We start from the raw sequence: 13,959 nt of genomic DNA, 5'->3' as shown, positions 1-13,959 counted from the left end.
ATGGTCGAGGAATCAGTTGTTATCTATAATCAACGAAGGCCACACATGGCCTTAAAATACAAAACGCCCGATGAAGTACATCGAGCGTTTTAGCGTAAATAGTGTCAACCTATACTAGGACAACACAAAGTTGATATTTTATTTTAGCAGTAATACCTGCTGTGAAACTTAATTATTAGCAACTAAGCTCGCGTTAATATCTGCAACGTCTTTTTCTGTGATAGTACCACCGGCGCGCTTTAACCTTAGCACTGAGGTAATGTAACCATAACGGGTGTTTGAAAGGTTGCGTTTGGCATTGTACAAATTACGCGTACTATTCAATACGTCTACAATGGTACGAGTACCAACTTCAAAACCAGCTTCAGTTGCCTTCAAAGCACTTTCAGCACTAACAACTGATTGTTCTAATGCTTTGATTGCAGAAACACTTGCGATAACTGTGTTGTAGGCATTACGGGTGTTTTGTACTACCGTGCGGTGCGTTGACTCTAAATCTTGACTGGCGCTAACGTAGTTGCTCTGAGCTCTGCGAACATTACTGCTAATAACGTTACCGTTATAAATAGGCACACTGATCTGAACACCAATCGAACTAGCATCTTCTTTACTGTTGAAGAATCTATTTTGTTCGCCTGTAATAGTGACATCACTGTCTGATGAACTATAGCGGCCAGACAGGCTTAAGGTTGGTAAACGGGCAGCTTTCTCGATGCTAATATTTTCTTTGGCGATATCAAGGCCAATTTTTTGTGCGATTAGATCTAAGTTTTGCTCTTCAGCTGTGCGTTGCCAGTCGTTGGCACTGTCAGGTAATGGTCGAGATGCGCTGAATTTAGTGGTATTGAGAATTTTTAAATCGCGTGGATAAACATTGGTAATTACACGTAGCGCTTCTTCCGCGGCATAAACATTGTTTTGTGCGCGAATTTCATCTGTTAATGCATTATCAAACTGAGCTTGTGCTTCATGGACATCAGTAATCGCGGTTAAACCAACCGAAAAGCGTTGCTTAGTTTGTTCCAATTGACGAGCAATAGCTTCTTTTTCTGCTTTGGCAAATTCCAAGTCATCTAAACGACCTAATACATTAAAGTAGGCTTCAGTAGTGCGTAGGATCAAATCTTGTTTTGCTGCTTGGTAAGTTACATCACGCTGATGGGCTGCTTTTTTGGCCGTGCCCATGCGTAACCAAGAGTCGTGGCGATATAAGTCCATGCTTAAATTAACTTGGTAGTTTGTATTTTCTACATCGGTATTGGTTTTTGTACCGTTTGGAGCAAAAATCGAAGGGCGAGTATCGTCAGTGTCTTGTTTAGTGAAGCCACCTGTAAAATCTAGTCTTGGTAACAATAAAGAACGCGCTTGAATAATGTCTTCTTTGGCTGCGTTTACTTGGGCTTCTGCTCGTAATACCACTGGATCATTGGCTTTAGCGTTTTGGTAAGCAGTCAGTAAGTCTTCTGCTTGTACAGAACCAGCGATCGCGCTTAAGCCGATTAGTACAGAAAGTAATGTTTTTTTCATGTTTAGGGGATTCCTATATAGCACAGCATTTCAGCCCTTTATATGGGCGCTCGCCTCAGTTTTAAAGAGCTTTGCCAAGTTATTTTAACCATTTGGTTCAATAATCTTAGCATCGCATTTATCGTACTGTGATAGACTCGCACAACGCGCCCAGCTGTGGCATTAACGCTGACTTAAAATTTTTTCAATATATTAGCGTTCTTCTGAAATAAGCTAAATAAAATAAATGTTTATCTGCACTGAGTAGTGTAACAAAATATTTTGACTAAGTTATGAACAAATTTACCAAAAAATCGATTCCGTTGGACTACTTCAGTGCTGAAGATGCCGAGTTATTGAGTCAAGAGACCTGTTTTAAGGGATTTTTTACTGTCAATAAGTACCGTGTTAGACACAAATTGTATCAAGGCGGTCGCAGTGAAGTATTTGAACGTGAAATATTTGAGCGCGGTGACGCTGTTGTTTTAATGCCTTATGACCCGATTACCGATCAAGTGGTATTGATTGAACAGTTTCGCGTTGGCGCACTAAATCGCGAACAAAGCCCTTGGTTGCTGGAATTCATTGCCGGTATGTTTGGCGAGGACGAAAGCCCAGAGCAAGTGGCAATTCGAGAAGCCAAGGAAGAGGCCAACATTAATATCAAGTCAGAACAATTGCAGTTTGTCAGCAAGTTCTTGCTCAGCCCCGGTGGTGCCACTGAAATGGCTCATCTGTTTTTAGCCAAAGTTGATGTAAGTGATATTAGTGGTGTTTACGGGCTAGAAGACGAACACGAAGATATTCTGGTGCGAGTGATGCCTAGACAACAAGCAATGAGCCTAGTCGAGAACGGAAAAATAAACAACGCGGCGACAATAATTGGGTTACAATGGCTGTCGTTAAACTATCAAGCGCTTTGCTCTGCTTAGCGATTAAGATTTGTTCTTGAATGAGCATTGATGGAGTTTGGTGGCTAAACCAATAATCAAAAATGTAAGTATATTTAGCCAAAGTATTTAAGTAAAAACAACTCACGTAAAACAAGCTAGGTAAATAGAAGCAATCACTTATGTTTAATAACGCCGCCCACAACAAAAGTAAGTACAAGCCGAGTTTGGTGACTTTGATGACCTTGTCACAAAGTAACTATATGCTGTTGCTGCGCTTACTCGCCGATTGTGAAGTCGCTGACCAAACGCGTTATTTTTCAATATCGCCCCACTTGAGTTATTGCTTAGCCGTTCATGAAGTCACTCGTTACACGACGGTAGTGACTATTGAGCAAGTTTCGTTAAATACTGACGCGCAGTCTCTAAAATCAAGTCAACAATCAAGCAAACAATCAATTCAAGCACCAAATGAAGAGCAAGTACCTAACCAACTTAAACAACTATTAACACCATCGATGGAAGTGCGTTTATATCACGATGCTCAAGTGATTGACGTACTGAGTTGCCAAAATATACGCACGGTTAAGCCGCGTTATGACTACCCCAACAAAGCTATGCATCAACCCGATGAAAAGCAACAAATCCAACTGTTTTTAAAAGAGTGGTTACAACTTTGCCTAGCTCATGGCTATGAGGCAATTGATATTACCAGCCAGCAGCAAGCCAGCTAATCACGAATATTTATCGCAAAATATTGTTGTTATGAATACACGCCCGCAAACACAAACGCCAGCATTAACTCAGGTTGTAAAAATCGCGCAGTTTAGTGATTGTCATTTATTTGCTGATAAACAAGCTGAACACTTTGGCGCTAATGTTTATCAAAACTTAGATAAAATACTTGCCGATATCAGTAAACAGCGAGATTTAGACGCCATTATTTTTACTGGTGACTTGAGCCAAGATCACAGTCGAGAGTCTTATCACTTGTTTGCTGAATTAGTGGCAAAACACAACTTAGTTCAACCGGTTCATTTTTTAGCGGGCAATCATGACGATTTTGACCTGATGAAACAGAGCTTAACCGGTAGCGCTTTTGCTCAGACGGACGTTATCGAATTAGATGATTGGCAATTGTTTTTACTTAACAGCACCAGTAGCACGCCCGCAGGTGTGGTTAACGAGAGTGATTTATTGACCTTAAGCTCTGAGCTCAATGCCAACAAGCAACAACTTGTCTTTATGCATCACCACCCCGTAGATGCCGAATACTTTATTGATCGACACGGGTTAACTAATCAACCCTACTTTTGGCAAGCAATCAAGCGCTATCCGAGTATTCGCGCTATCGCTTGTGGTCATGTTCATCGCGGAATGCAGTTGGTTGGCCCTGAGCAAATGCCGATTTTTACCTGCCCGGCAACCTCAATTATGTTTGGTCAGGACCCAGAACAGTTAATAGCCGAGAGCCTAACACCCGGTTACCAAGTGTTAACACTGGCACTTGAGAAACAACTACGTGACCGACAAGAACAAGTGCAGGCAGTTAATATCGACGTTAGTTACCACTATTTATCTAATTGATCTTAATAGATTTATATCGTTAAACCAGTGACTTAAAATTTAGGGAAATAAACCGTATGAGCCAAATAAGACATCTCATTTATTTACATGGCTTTAATTCATCTGCGCAATCGGTCAAGGCTCAGCAAGCCAAGCAGTATTTCAATCAGCACTTTCCCGAATTAGAGTTTTGCTGTCCGCAATTATTGACCCAACCACGAGCAGCAATTGCGCAAATTGAAGAAATTATCAGTCAACTAGACGGTGAATGGGCGTTGATTGGTTCATCACTTGGTGGCTACTTTTCAAGTTACTTCGCTGAAAAATATCAGAAACAAGCTGTGTTGGTAAACCCAGCCGTTAAGCCTTATGAATTGCTCAATGATTATCTTGGCGAGCAAGTTAATCCATACACTGGCGAGCGCTACCTTGTTGAATCACACTTTATCGCTGATTTAAAAGCGCTAGAGCCGAAACAGGTCAACGAAAAGCAATACTTTGTTTTACTGCAAACGGCAGATGAAGTTTTGGATTATACAGAAGCTGAAACCCGCTTTGCTGGTAGCAAGATGTTAGTTGAACAAGGTGGCGACCACAGTTTTGTCGGCTTTGACAATAAACTGCCAGATATTGCTAATTTCTTACAATTAACGTAAAACTATCACTTTGTGAATAATCACATCCTTTCCTATTTACTGAGAACAAATTATTACCACCTATCATGAGTGAACAATATAATTCTGAATCGATTGAAGTTTTAAGCGGCCTAGAGCCGGTTCGTCGCCGCCCCGGTATGTATACAGATACCAACCGACCTAACCATTTGGGGCAGGAGGTTATTGATAACTCGGTCGATGAAGCGTTAGCGGGTCACGCACAAAATATCAGTGTCATTTTAGATAAAGACCAGTCGTTAGAAGTTATTGACGACGGCCGAGGTATGCCGACAGATATTCACCCTGAAGAGGGGGTTACTGGGGTTGAACTCATTTTCAGTAAACTGCACGCGGGTGGTAAGTTCTCCAACAAAAACTACCAATTTTCTGGTGGTTTGCACGGCGTTGGTATCTCAGTGGTTAACGCCTTATCAACTCGGGTTGAAGTTACGGTAAAACGCGATAGCAAAGTGTTTGAAATGGCTTTTGAAAACGGCGAAAAAGTGCAAGAGCTAACCGAAGTTGGCACTGTAGGTCGTCGCAATACCGGGACTCGAGTTAAGTTTTATCCCGACGCCAGTTATTTTGATTCTGCTAAGTTTTCGGCCTCTAAGCTGATTCATTTGCTGAAAGCGAAAGCGGTACTTTGCCCCGGTTTAACCATCAAGTTTCACGATAAAAATGACAATTCCAAGCATCAATGGTGTTATCAAGACGGTCTGCGCGATTATTTGAAAGAGTCGGTTAAAGATAATATTAGCCTGCCGGAAGAACCGTTTATTGGCACCTTTTCGTCGCAGCACGAGGCGGCAGATTGGGCCGTAACTTGGCTGCCTGAAGGCGGTGAGGCGATTAGTGAAAGTTACGTTAACTTAATTCCAACAGTGCAGGGCGGTACTCATGTTAACGGTTTGCGCCAAGGTCTATTGGAGTCGATGCGTGAGTTTTGTGAATTTCGCAATTTAATCCCTCGTGGTGTCAAACTGACACCAGACGATATTTGGGATAAATGTAGTTTTATCCTGTCGGTGAAAATGGAAGACCCGCAATTTGCTGGTCAAACCAAAGAGCGTTTATCGTCACGTCAATGTGCAGCCTTTGTCACTGGTGTGGTGAAAGATGCGTTTAGTTTGTGGTTAAACGAACACACCGAAATTGCTGAAGCACTGGCTGAGTTTTGTTTGGCTAACGCGCAGCGCAGGCTTAAAGCCGCGAAGAAAGTCGTGCGTAAAAAAGTCACTCAAGGACCAGCATTACCGGGTAAATTAACCGATTGCGGCAGCCAAGATCCGGAGCGCAGTGAACTGTTTCTCGTGGAAGGTGACTCAGCAGGGGGGAGCGCGAAACAAGCCCGTGATCGCGAGATTCAAGCGGTCATGCCACTGCGCGGTAAAATCCTCAACACCTGGGAAGTAGAGTCGGGACAAATTCTCGCTTCTCAAGAAGTTCACGACATTTCAGTGGCGCTGGGCATTGACCCAGACAGTGAAGACTTGTCGAGCCTGCGTTATGGAAAAGTGTGTATTTTGGCCGATGCTGACTCTGACGGCCTACACATTGCGACACTGCTTTGTGCGTTGTTTACCCAACACTTTTTACCGCTAGTACAAGCAGGTCACGTTTACGTCGCAATGCCACCGCTATATCGTATTGATGTTGGCAAAGAAGTGTTTTACGCCTTGGATGAAGCGGAAAAAGATGGGGTTTTAGATCGCATCGAAGCTGAGAAAAAGCGCGGTAAAGTCAATGTCCAGCGCTTTAAAGGTTTGGGTGAAATGAACCCGCTACAATTGCGCGAAACCACGATGGATCCAAATACTCGCCGCTTAGTACAACTAACGGTTGATGAGCATGCAGAAACCATGGAAGTGATGGATATGTTACTGTCTAAAAAGCGCAGTGGCGATCGCAAAGATTGGCTACAAACCAAAGGCGATTTAGCACAAGTTTAATCTCGCTTAAAGCAAAAAAGCTCGACCTGAGGTCGAGCTTTTTTGATTGCGAATTGACACATTAGCCTAACATTTTGCCCAAGCTGTCTTGTAAGACTTTTTTAGCCTCTGCGCCCTCCGGCGTGTTCAAGTAATCTTGAATCTTACTGCCGTATTGACCAATCATTTCAGGCGATAAGCCCAAGGCTTCAAATTGCTTTTTCAAATCGTTAACTGCTTTAACTGACTCGCTGTACTCACTGGCTTTGTCGAGTAAACCAGACAAGCCTGAACTCGATTTTAGTTCACTAATATCAGGCACTGAATTTAACAATTGCTCACTGCCAGGTAATGCATCGGTTAATTGTTGAAAGTCACCACTAGAGACACTGGTTTTTACAAAGTTGAAGATTGCCGCTAAGCCCCCTTCAATTTGGCTATCAGTAACACCTAAGCTTTTTAAGCTATTGATTAGTCCTTGTAAATTAGCTGTTTGTTGCTCTACTTGCTGTTCTTGTTGCTGGCTCTGCTGCTCACCCAAGCCGAGAAATGCTTTTATACTGTCTAGCCAACCTTCGGCGTGGGCAGGTGATGTTGCCAATAAGCTGGCCGAAAGCACAAGTGCTGATGTTTTTTTAAGCATAATTATCCTTGAAAGTGTACCGATGTAAATTGGTCATAATATGTATTGTTGGCAATATGATAGCGCATGTTGACGCTGTTTGATAATTAAGCTTGTTTTTACCGGGTATTACTGGCGTTATCGGTAGTTGAAGTGATTTGTAATGAGAAAGGTAAAGGTTTTGGTATAGCAGGCGAGTACCGTTGTACTCGCCTGAAACGATAATTAACCGTTAATTAGTGGCTGCAGCAATCCGAGCCTTGGTCTGAGCTATCGCAGCAGCTTTCAGTCGCGACTTGACCGGTTGCTAATTCTTCTGCAGTGGCATCGCGCACTTCAAGAATTTCAACGTCGAAACTCAAATCAATACCTGAAAGAGGGTGATTACCGTCGACGGTAATTTCGTCATCGGTGACATCAATAACGATCACTGTTTGCTCACCTTCGTCGGTGGTGGCGCGCAATTGTGTACCAACGGCTAACTCGTCAATACCTTCAAACATAGCTTTTGGTACAGTTTGAACAAAACCGTCATGGCGTTCGCCGTAAGCGTTTTCTGCGTCTACATCAACTTCAAATTTGTCGCCGACTTGACGATCGTTAAGTGCTTGTTCTAAGCCGGGAATTAAGAAACCTGAGCCTTGAACAAAAGCCAGTGGTTGGTGGTCGTAAGAGCTGTCAATTAAGGTGCCTTCACTGTCAGAAACAGCATAGTGCATAACAACAACTTTGTTTTCGGCGATCTTCATTTTATTTTCCATCTTGGTCAAGAGAATAGGGTAGAGGCTCAAGCGTAAATTCAGACTCTGGTAAGTGTTTTAAGCGCAGTTTGGTATCATTTGCGATATCACTGGCTAATACGGCTTGTAAATAGGTAGTGCCGTCGTCGGCGCGATAGTAACTGATCACGTCGCCAGCGCGACGCCAGTTTTCACCTAGTTGTTGCTCAACGGTGGCAAAGCTTTCGTCGTTAGCTTCATTACTTTCAACTTGACCGACGAGACTAAACAAGGCGCGTTTGTTGCGTCCTAAATACTGCATGCGGGCAACGGTTTCTTGGCCTAAATAGCAGCCCTTGGTAAAGCTGATACCGTCGATGGCCTGAAGGTTGAGCATTTGTGGCACGTAGTCGTCTGCAGTTGGCTGTTGAAAGTTGGCAAAACCTTCGATAATTTCCAATAAATCCCAGACTTGGTGCTGATAAATAGGCATGGCGTTTTGACCGATAATTGCAGCTACCGCGTCATTGTTATCGCTAATCAATAGATATCTTTTAACGTTACCGGCAATGTATATCAGGGTTAACGGACCTTGCTGAACAACCGGTGATAAACTGTTTGGGATTTGATCAAAGTGTTGACTCAAGAATTGTTCAGAGTCTTGTCCAGCGATCGCCCAAAACGAAAATTGTTCGGTTTGCTCGATATCAACTTTAGCGAAAACGCCAAACTTTTTTAACTCGGCCAGAGAGTTAGCAATGGTAACCTTAGGCTGTATTAACAAATGGCTGTTATTTCGATTGAGTAAGCGAAATACTGAGAATAATTTGCCTTTGGCATTACAATGTGCGCCAGTAACAACTTGCTCATCGGTTAATTTGAGGACATCACAAGTGACTTGGCCTTGTAAGTATTTACTTTGCTCTTCACCAACCAGTTCAATGGCGCCAAATTGTTCTAAGGCAATGGCAAAGACACTAGGCAGTTGCTTGAAATTTGGTTTTACTGGGGATAATTCAATCGTCTTGTCTTGTTCAGTCATTTGGTCGGCCACAGTATTAAATGCATTAATGCCTGTAATATTAGGGCAATTTGCACAATTACAACCAATTAAGCGGTAAATTCGGCAGTTTTTAGCTGGATTTTTATCTCATCTTGCAGTGGAATGACGCGACTAGTCCTTGTTACAATAGTGTCCGTAGAATGATAGAAGTAATCTCACTATTGGGCTCGCAATAATTCGCTGTTAGGAAGAATCAATGTCGTTGAGTAAAAATAAAGCTAGACTTAGATGGGCATGTCGTCGTGGTATGCTAGAGTTAGATGTGTTGTTTATGCCATTTGTTGATAAGTGGTTTGAACATCTGACGGAAGATCAGCAACAAGTTTTTGAACGGTTGTTAGAGTGTGATGATCCTGAACTGTTCGCTTGGTTTATGGGACACGAAAAATGTGAAGACAAGGAACTCAACGCTATGGTGCAGCTCGTTCTTGAGCGGGCCAAAGCCTGATCTAGGTTATCGCCTTACGATTTATCCATCTCGGCTAAAGTATTTATTGTACCTCAATGCTTTAGCCTTGTTATCACTCGCCTTATTATTTCAACCGAATCGACTTTTCTTACTGACGCTTAGTGCAGTCATTATCATTTTTTCCTGTTTTATCGGCTTTCAATATTTTGTCAGTCGATTTGCTCAATACACAGCTAATTTGGGCCGTAATATTGTGCCGATAGAAATGTTGCTCGATGAAAGTGGTCAATGCCAGTTTCTTGACCAGCACGGTGCAGTAACTAAAGTTTGGCAATTAACCGCAAAGAGTTATTGTAACGGGATAGTGGTCTATTTAACGTTAGAGTTAGAGCAGTCGGTGTCGGTGATAAGTCTACGCCAAACCGATGAAAAGCAACGCTTGGCTATTTATCGAGACAGTGTCAATAGCCGAGATTACGCTCGTCTTTGCCGCATTGTTAACAAAATACGGCAGCAAGACGCTAATCAATTAAGGGGTTAGTATCGTTGTTTGGGGCACACTGTCGTCAAGCTCGGGGTAATCTAACGTGTAGTGAAGACCGCGACTTTCCTTGCGTTTTAGTGCGCTGTGAATAATGAGTTCGGCAACTTGCACTAGATTTCTCAGCTCTAACAAGTTGTTACTGACTCTAAAGTTGCGGTAGTACTCGTCAATTTCTCGCTGCAATAATTCAACCCTGTGTAATGCGCGCTCTAAACGCTTTGTCGTTCTAACAATACCTACGTAGTCCCACATAAATAGTCTGAGTTCGTGCCAGTTGTGCTGAATAATGACCTCTTCATCTGAATCGGTCACTTTACTTTCATCCCATTTCGGCAGTTTGACGTAAGGTTTACTCGAGTCTAAATTGGCGGCGATATCGCGAGCAGCGGCGCGTGCAAACACTAAACACTCAAGCAGTGAATTACTCGCCATGCGATTGGCACCGTGTAAGCCCGTGTAAGCAACTTCACCAATAGCATAGAGATTTTCAACATCCGTTTGACCGCGCTTGTCGATCATAACACCGCCACAGGTGTAATGGGCTGCTGGTACAATCGGTAGAGCTTGCTTGGTCATATCTATGCCCAAGGCCATGGTCTTTTCAAAAATGGTTGGGAAGTGCTGTTTAATAAAGTCTGCAGGTTTATGGCTAATATCCAAATACATGCAGTCGGCGCCAAGGCGCTTCATTTCATAATCGATGGCGCGAGCAACAATATCGCGAGGTGCCAGTTCTGCGCGACTGTCAAATTCAGGCATAAAACGACTGCCATCAGGGCGTCTTAAAATGGCCCCTTCACCGCGCAGGGCTTCAGTAAGCAAAAAGGTTCTGGCATCAGGATGGAATAAACAGGTCGGGTGGAACTGATTGAACTCCATATTGGCGACTCTACAGCCCGCTCGCCATGCCATCGCGATACCATCGCCGCTGGCAACATCGGGATTCGAGGTATATTGATAAACCTTGCTGGCACCACCGGTTGCTAAAATCACTTTTTTGGCGTGAACTGCTTCTACCTTTTCGCTGTTGCGATTCCAGACATAAGCGCCAATACACGACTTTTTATCGTCGGCTGCTGCGCTTTTTGTGATTAAGTCGACGGCATTGTAGCGTTCGAATATTCTGATGCGGCTGTGGTTTTTTACCCGATCAACCAAAGTGGTTTGAATCGCTCTGCCAGTGGCGTCAGCTGCGTGTAAAATACGTCGATGGCTGTGACCACCTTCGCGAGTTAGATGATAACGAGGCTGACCTTGTTCATCTTGTTCTTGATCAAAATCAACCCCTTGCTCAATTAACCACTCCATACAAGCTTTGGCATTTTCTGCGGTATAGCGAACAATATCAGGGTCGCAAATATCGGCGCCGGCGACCAAGGTATCGGCAACATGAGCATCAATACTGTCGTTTTCGTCAAAAACTGCGGCAACACCGCCTTGGGCATAATAGGTTGAACCTTCGTTAACTGGGCCCTTACTTAAAATCACCACGTCAGCGTTCTTCGCCAAGTGTAAAGCCAAGGTTAAGCCAGCGGCACCGCTGCCGATAATTAATACGTCACAGTTGTGTTGTTGCTTCATGAATTCAGTTATGATGACACTATAATAAGAGCTTGATTTTACCGCTAATTAGTCTTGGATAATAGGTTATTGGTGGTTTGAAAAAACTTTTTTAAATAAATTTTACTTTTTTCAGAACTTTTTGCCTTTAGGCTAGTCCTAATTGATGCGTTTGCTATGAGCCAAGTGTGTAATAAGTTGTAGGAGATATGGCTCAAATGAGCGAACAAAACGTCGATCAACAATTGATTGAGCGGGTGCAAAGCGGTGATAAGAATGCTTTTAACCTGTTAGTTAAAAAATATCAGCACAAGGTTGCTAATTTAGTAACTCGCTATATTAAAAACCAGAGTGATGTTTCAGACGTCACTCAAGAGGCGTTTATTAAAGCGTATCGCGCGCTACCAAATTTTAGAGGTGACAGTGCGTTTTACACTTGGTTGTATCGGATAGCGGTAAACTGCGCAAAAAACCACTTAGTGGCCGCAGGGCGAAAGCCACCGGGTTCTGATATTGAAATAGACGATGCTGAGATTTACGACGGTGGTGATGCTTTGCGTGAAAACGCCTCGCCGGAAAAGTTGCTGTTAAGTGACGAAATTAAGCGAGTGGTATTTAGCACGATAGAAAAACTGCCTGAAGATTTGCGTACTGCAATTAATTTACGCGAACTCGATGGCCTAAGTTATGAAGAGATCGCTGAAATAATGGAATGTCCAGTTGGGACAGTGCGATCGAGAATATTTCGGGCACGTGAAGCCATCGATAAACAAATTCGACCACTTTTGCAAAAGTAACGGTAAGTCGTTAATTGCAAAGTTAGTCAAAACCATTAACAAAACGTTAAGTAAGATAGCCTAAAAGGGTAAAATATGAGCGAAAGTAAGTTAGAGACAGTATCTTTGTTAGTCGATAACACTCAGACTAGCCAAGATGAACTCGATGTCCTCTTACAAGATGAAACACTATCAGATAGCTGGCACAACTATCATTTAATTGGTGATGTTATGCGTGGCGATGTTGCTAGTAACCTAGACATTGACTTGTCTGATAGTATCGCAGCTGCTTTGGCTCAAGAGCCTACTGTTTTAGCTCCTCAGAAAAAATCATTCAGTGCACAAGTTAAAGCGAAAGTTATTCAGTTCTCAAAACCTTTTGGTCAAGTTGCCATTGCAGCATCAGCTGCCGGTTTAATGGTTTTCGGCGTTCAGCAAAACAATGCTGACAACGAACTCGATGTGGTTAACCCTGTGATTCAAACAGTACCGTTTGGTGGTACTGCAAGCCCAGTAAGCTATAACTATGCACAGCCTAGCCCTGGTGCTCAAAAGCAAGCGTTAATTGAACAACAAAGACGTTTTCAAGCTTTGTTGAACGATCACAATCAGCAGGTAAAACTAAAAGCTGCAACAGCTTCAACGGATGAGAGTAGCCTTGAGCCGAAAAATGCCCTTGAGCAAGCTAATACCCCTGAGCAGGAAAATAATTAATTTTAATGAAAGCATTAACATTTTGTTTGCTGTTTGCTTTTTCTCCCTTTTATGCACTAGCAGCAGAATCCGTTCAAGCCATCACTTGGCTTGAGCGTTTATCCCAGTCTTTTAAACAACTCAACTTTGCCAGCTCGTTTGTCGTTGTCAAAAACAACCAAGCAGAACCTTATCACTGGGCCCACGGTGTTAGTGAAGATGGCGTTCAGCTTGAAGTGTTATCCCTACTAAACGGACCGCGTCGTGACACTTTAAGGCGAGATGATATTGTCAGTTATATTGAACCTCAGTTGCCACCTTATTCGGTAAAATCAAATCAAATCAGTGGTCCTATCCCACAAATTTTAAGTGGTGATATCGACCAATTGGCGGAAAATTACGATTTTATTTCCGTTGGCCGCAGCCGAGTGCTAGGCCGCAGTGCCCAAATTATTCGCATTGTTGCCAAAGACAAAACCCGTTATGGCCATTGGTTGTGGTTAGATCAAGAAACCGGCTTACTACTCAAACTGGCGATTGTTAGTGACAAGGGGCAATTACTCGAGCAAATCCAGTTTACTCACTTGGATATTACTGAAAAACCGTCGGGCTATTTAACTCAGCTTGTGGAAACTGAGTTTCCTAAAGTGGTTGAGATGCCCAACAATAACGATTTAGACGTACTCAATTGGCAAGTGAACTATTTGCCCAAGGGCTTTACTGCGATTAAAGCTAATCGTCACCGTTTGGCATTAACCAAGCAACCTGCTGAGTTTATGTTGTTTAACGATGGCCTAATTGATCTTTCGGTTTATGTCAGTAAAAGTGAGGATCAACAACGCGCCGTTTCTTATGTTAAAGACGGTGCGACCTTGATTTTGAATCAAGTTGTCGATGGTTTTGAAGTTAGCGTAGTTGGTAAACTTCCAGTTAAAACCGCGCAAAATATTGCCGACTCAGTGGCTTTTAAACCATAGACTGGCGATAATACGGTTATCTTAAAGCGTTAAACTAAACCCGCGCG

Annotated in this window: 16 protein-coding genes; 11 read left to right on the top strand and 5 right to left on the bottom strand. The window is 42.9% G+C overall.

The genetic code is table 11. The features are described from left to right. Positions 1–93 (top strand): integrase core domain-containing protein (locus tag J7384_RS03020; RefSeq protein ID WP_209111306.1); only part of this gene is annotated, 93 nt, incomplete at its 5' end. 75 nt (positions 94–168) lie between these two features. On the opposite strand, the gene tolC is transcribed toward J7384_RS03020, so the two are convergent. Continuing rightward, positions 169–1,527, bottom strand: coding sequence for an outer membrane channel protein TolC (gene tolC, locus J7384_RS03015; protein WP_209111228.1), 1,359 nt, complete (start codon positions 1,525–1,527; stop codon positions 169–171). A gap of 272 nt (positions 1,528–1,799) precedes the next feature. Here tolC and J7384_RS03010 point away from each other — a divergent pair, with 272 nt between their 5' ends. The 5 genes from J7384_RS03010 to parE all read left to right on the top strand — a co-directional run bounded on the left by J7384_RS03010 (position 1,800) and on the right by parE (position 6,570). Continuing rightward, positions 1,800–2,438, top strand: coding sequence for an NUDIX domain-containing protein (locus J7384_RS03010; protein WP_209111220.1), 639 nt, complete (start codon positions 1,800–1,802; stop codon positions 2,436–2,438). Positions 2,439–2,578: 140 nt separating this feature from the next. Next, positions 2,579–3,130 (top strand): DUF1249 domain-containing protein, encoded by a 552-nt coding sequence (locus J7384_RS03005; RefSeq protein ID WP_209111218.1) that lies wholly within the window; start codon positions 2,579–2,581, stop codon positions 3,128–3,130. 31 nt (positions 3,131–3,161) lie between these two features. Continuing rightward, positions 3,162–3,983, top strand: a complete 822-nt coding sequence (locus tag J7384_RS03000) for a metallophosphoesterase (RefSeq protein ID WP_209111216.1) — start codon at positions 3,162–3,164, stop codon at positions 3,981–3,983. Positions 3,984–4,039: 56 nt separating this feature from the next. Next, positions 4,040–4,618 (top strand): YqiA/YcfP family alpha/beta fold hydrolase, encoded by a 579-nt coding sequence (locus J7384_RS02995; RefSeq protein WP_209111214.1) that lies wholly within the window; start codon positions 4,040–4,042, stop codon positions 4,616–4,618. A gap of 65 nt (positions 4,619–4,683) precedes the next feature. Continuing rightward, positions 4,684–6,570, top strand: coding sequence for a DNA topoisomerase IV subunit B (gene parE / locus J7384_RS02990; protein ID WP_209111212.1), 1,887 nt, complete (start codon positions 4,684–4,686; stop codon positions 6,568–6,570). A 61-nt stretch (positions 6,571–6,631) separates the two neighbouring features. Here parE and J7384_RS02985 read toward each other — a convergent pair whose 3' ends face one another. The 3 genes from J7384_RS02985 to ygfZ all read right to left on the bottom strand — a co-directional run bounded on the left by J7384_RS02985 (position 6,632) and on the right by ygfZ (position 8,932). Further along, positions 6,632–7,192, bottom strand: coding sequence for a DUF2780 domain-containing protein (locus tag J7384_RS02985; RefSeq protein ID WP_209111210.1), 561 nt, complete (start codon positions 7,190–7,192; stop codon positions 6,632–6,634). A gap of 215 nt (positions 7,193–7,407) precedes the next feature. Further along, positions 7,408–7,920, bottom strand: coding sequence for a peptidylprolyl isomerase (locus tag J7384_RS02980; RefSeq protein ID WP_209111208.1), 513 nt, complete (start codon positions 7,918–7,920; stop codon positions 7,408–7,410). Between the two features lies 1 nt (position 7,921). Beyond that, positions 7,922–8,932, bottom strand: a complete 1,011-nt coding sequence (ygfZ, locus tag J7384_RS02975) for a tRNA-modifying protein YgfZ (protein ID WP_209111206.1) — start codon at positions 8,930–8,932, stop codon at positions 7,922–7,924. A gap of 217 nt (positions 8,933–9,149) precedes the next feature. Here ygfZ and J7384_RS02970 point away from each other — a divergent pair, with 217 nt between their 5' ends. After that, positions 9,150–9,401: a succinate dehydrogenase assembly factor 2 gene (locus tag J7384_RS02970; protein ID WP_209111201.1), complete on the top strand. Its 252-nt coding sequence runs from the start codon at positions 9,150–9,152 to the stop codon at positions 9,399–9,401. Continuing rightward, the gene (locus tag J7384_RS02965; RefSeq protein WP_209111199.1) at positions 9,382–9,903 is read left to right on the top strand and encodes a protein YgfX; all 522 of its coding nucleotides are present in this window, start codon (positions 9,382–9,384) and stop codon (positions 9,901–9,903) included. Before J7384_RS02970 ends, J7384_RS02965 begins: the two co-directional genes overlap by 20 nt. Here the strand turns inward: J7384_RS02965 and nadB are convergent. Continuing rightward, the gene (gene nadB, locus J7384_RS02960) at positions 9,892–11,487 is read right to left on the bottom strand and encodes an L-aspartate oxidase (RefSeq protein ID WP_209111197.1); all 1,596 of its coding nucleotides are present in this window, start codon (positions 11,485–11,487) and stop codon (positions 9,892–9,894) included. The two genes, J7384_RS02965 and nadB, sit on opposite strands and share 12 nt — an antisense overlap. Positions 11,488–11,684: 197 nt before the next feature. Here nadB and rpoE point away from each other — a divergent pair, with 197 nt between their 5' ends. From rpoE to J7384_RS02945, 3 genes are all read left to right on the top strand, one after another. Next, complete coding sequence (rpoE, locus tag J7384_RS02955; protein ID WP_209111195.1) at positions 11,685–12,263, top strand: RNA polymerase sigma factor RpoE; 579 nt, start codon at positions 11,685–11,687, stop codon at positions 12,261–12,263. A 75-nt stretch (positions 12,264–12,338) separates the two neighbouring features. Beyond that, a complete protein-coding gene (locus tag J7384_RS02950; protein WP_209111189.1) occupies positions 12,339–12,956 on the top strand; it encodes an RseA family anti-sigma factor in 618 nt (205 codons plus the stop codon). A gap of 5 nt (positions 12,957–12,961) precedes the next feature. Further along, a complete protein-coding gene (locus tag J7384_RS02945) occupies positions 12,962–13,912 on the top strand; it encodes a MucB/RseB C-terminal domain-containing protein (protein ID WP_209111187.1) in 951 nt (316 codons plus the stop codon). The last annotated feature ends 47 nt before the right edge of the window (positions 13,913–13,959 follow it).

Origin of the sequence: Endozoicomonas sp. G2_1, from assembly GCF_017744155.1 — a bacterium.
In the GTDB taxonomy this organism is placed as follows: Bacteria; Pseudomonadota; Gammaproteobacteria; order Enterobacterales; family Alteromonadaceae; genus JAGHQT01.
This window is presented reverse-complemented; position numbering and strand designations above follow the sequence as displayed.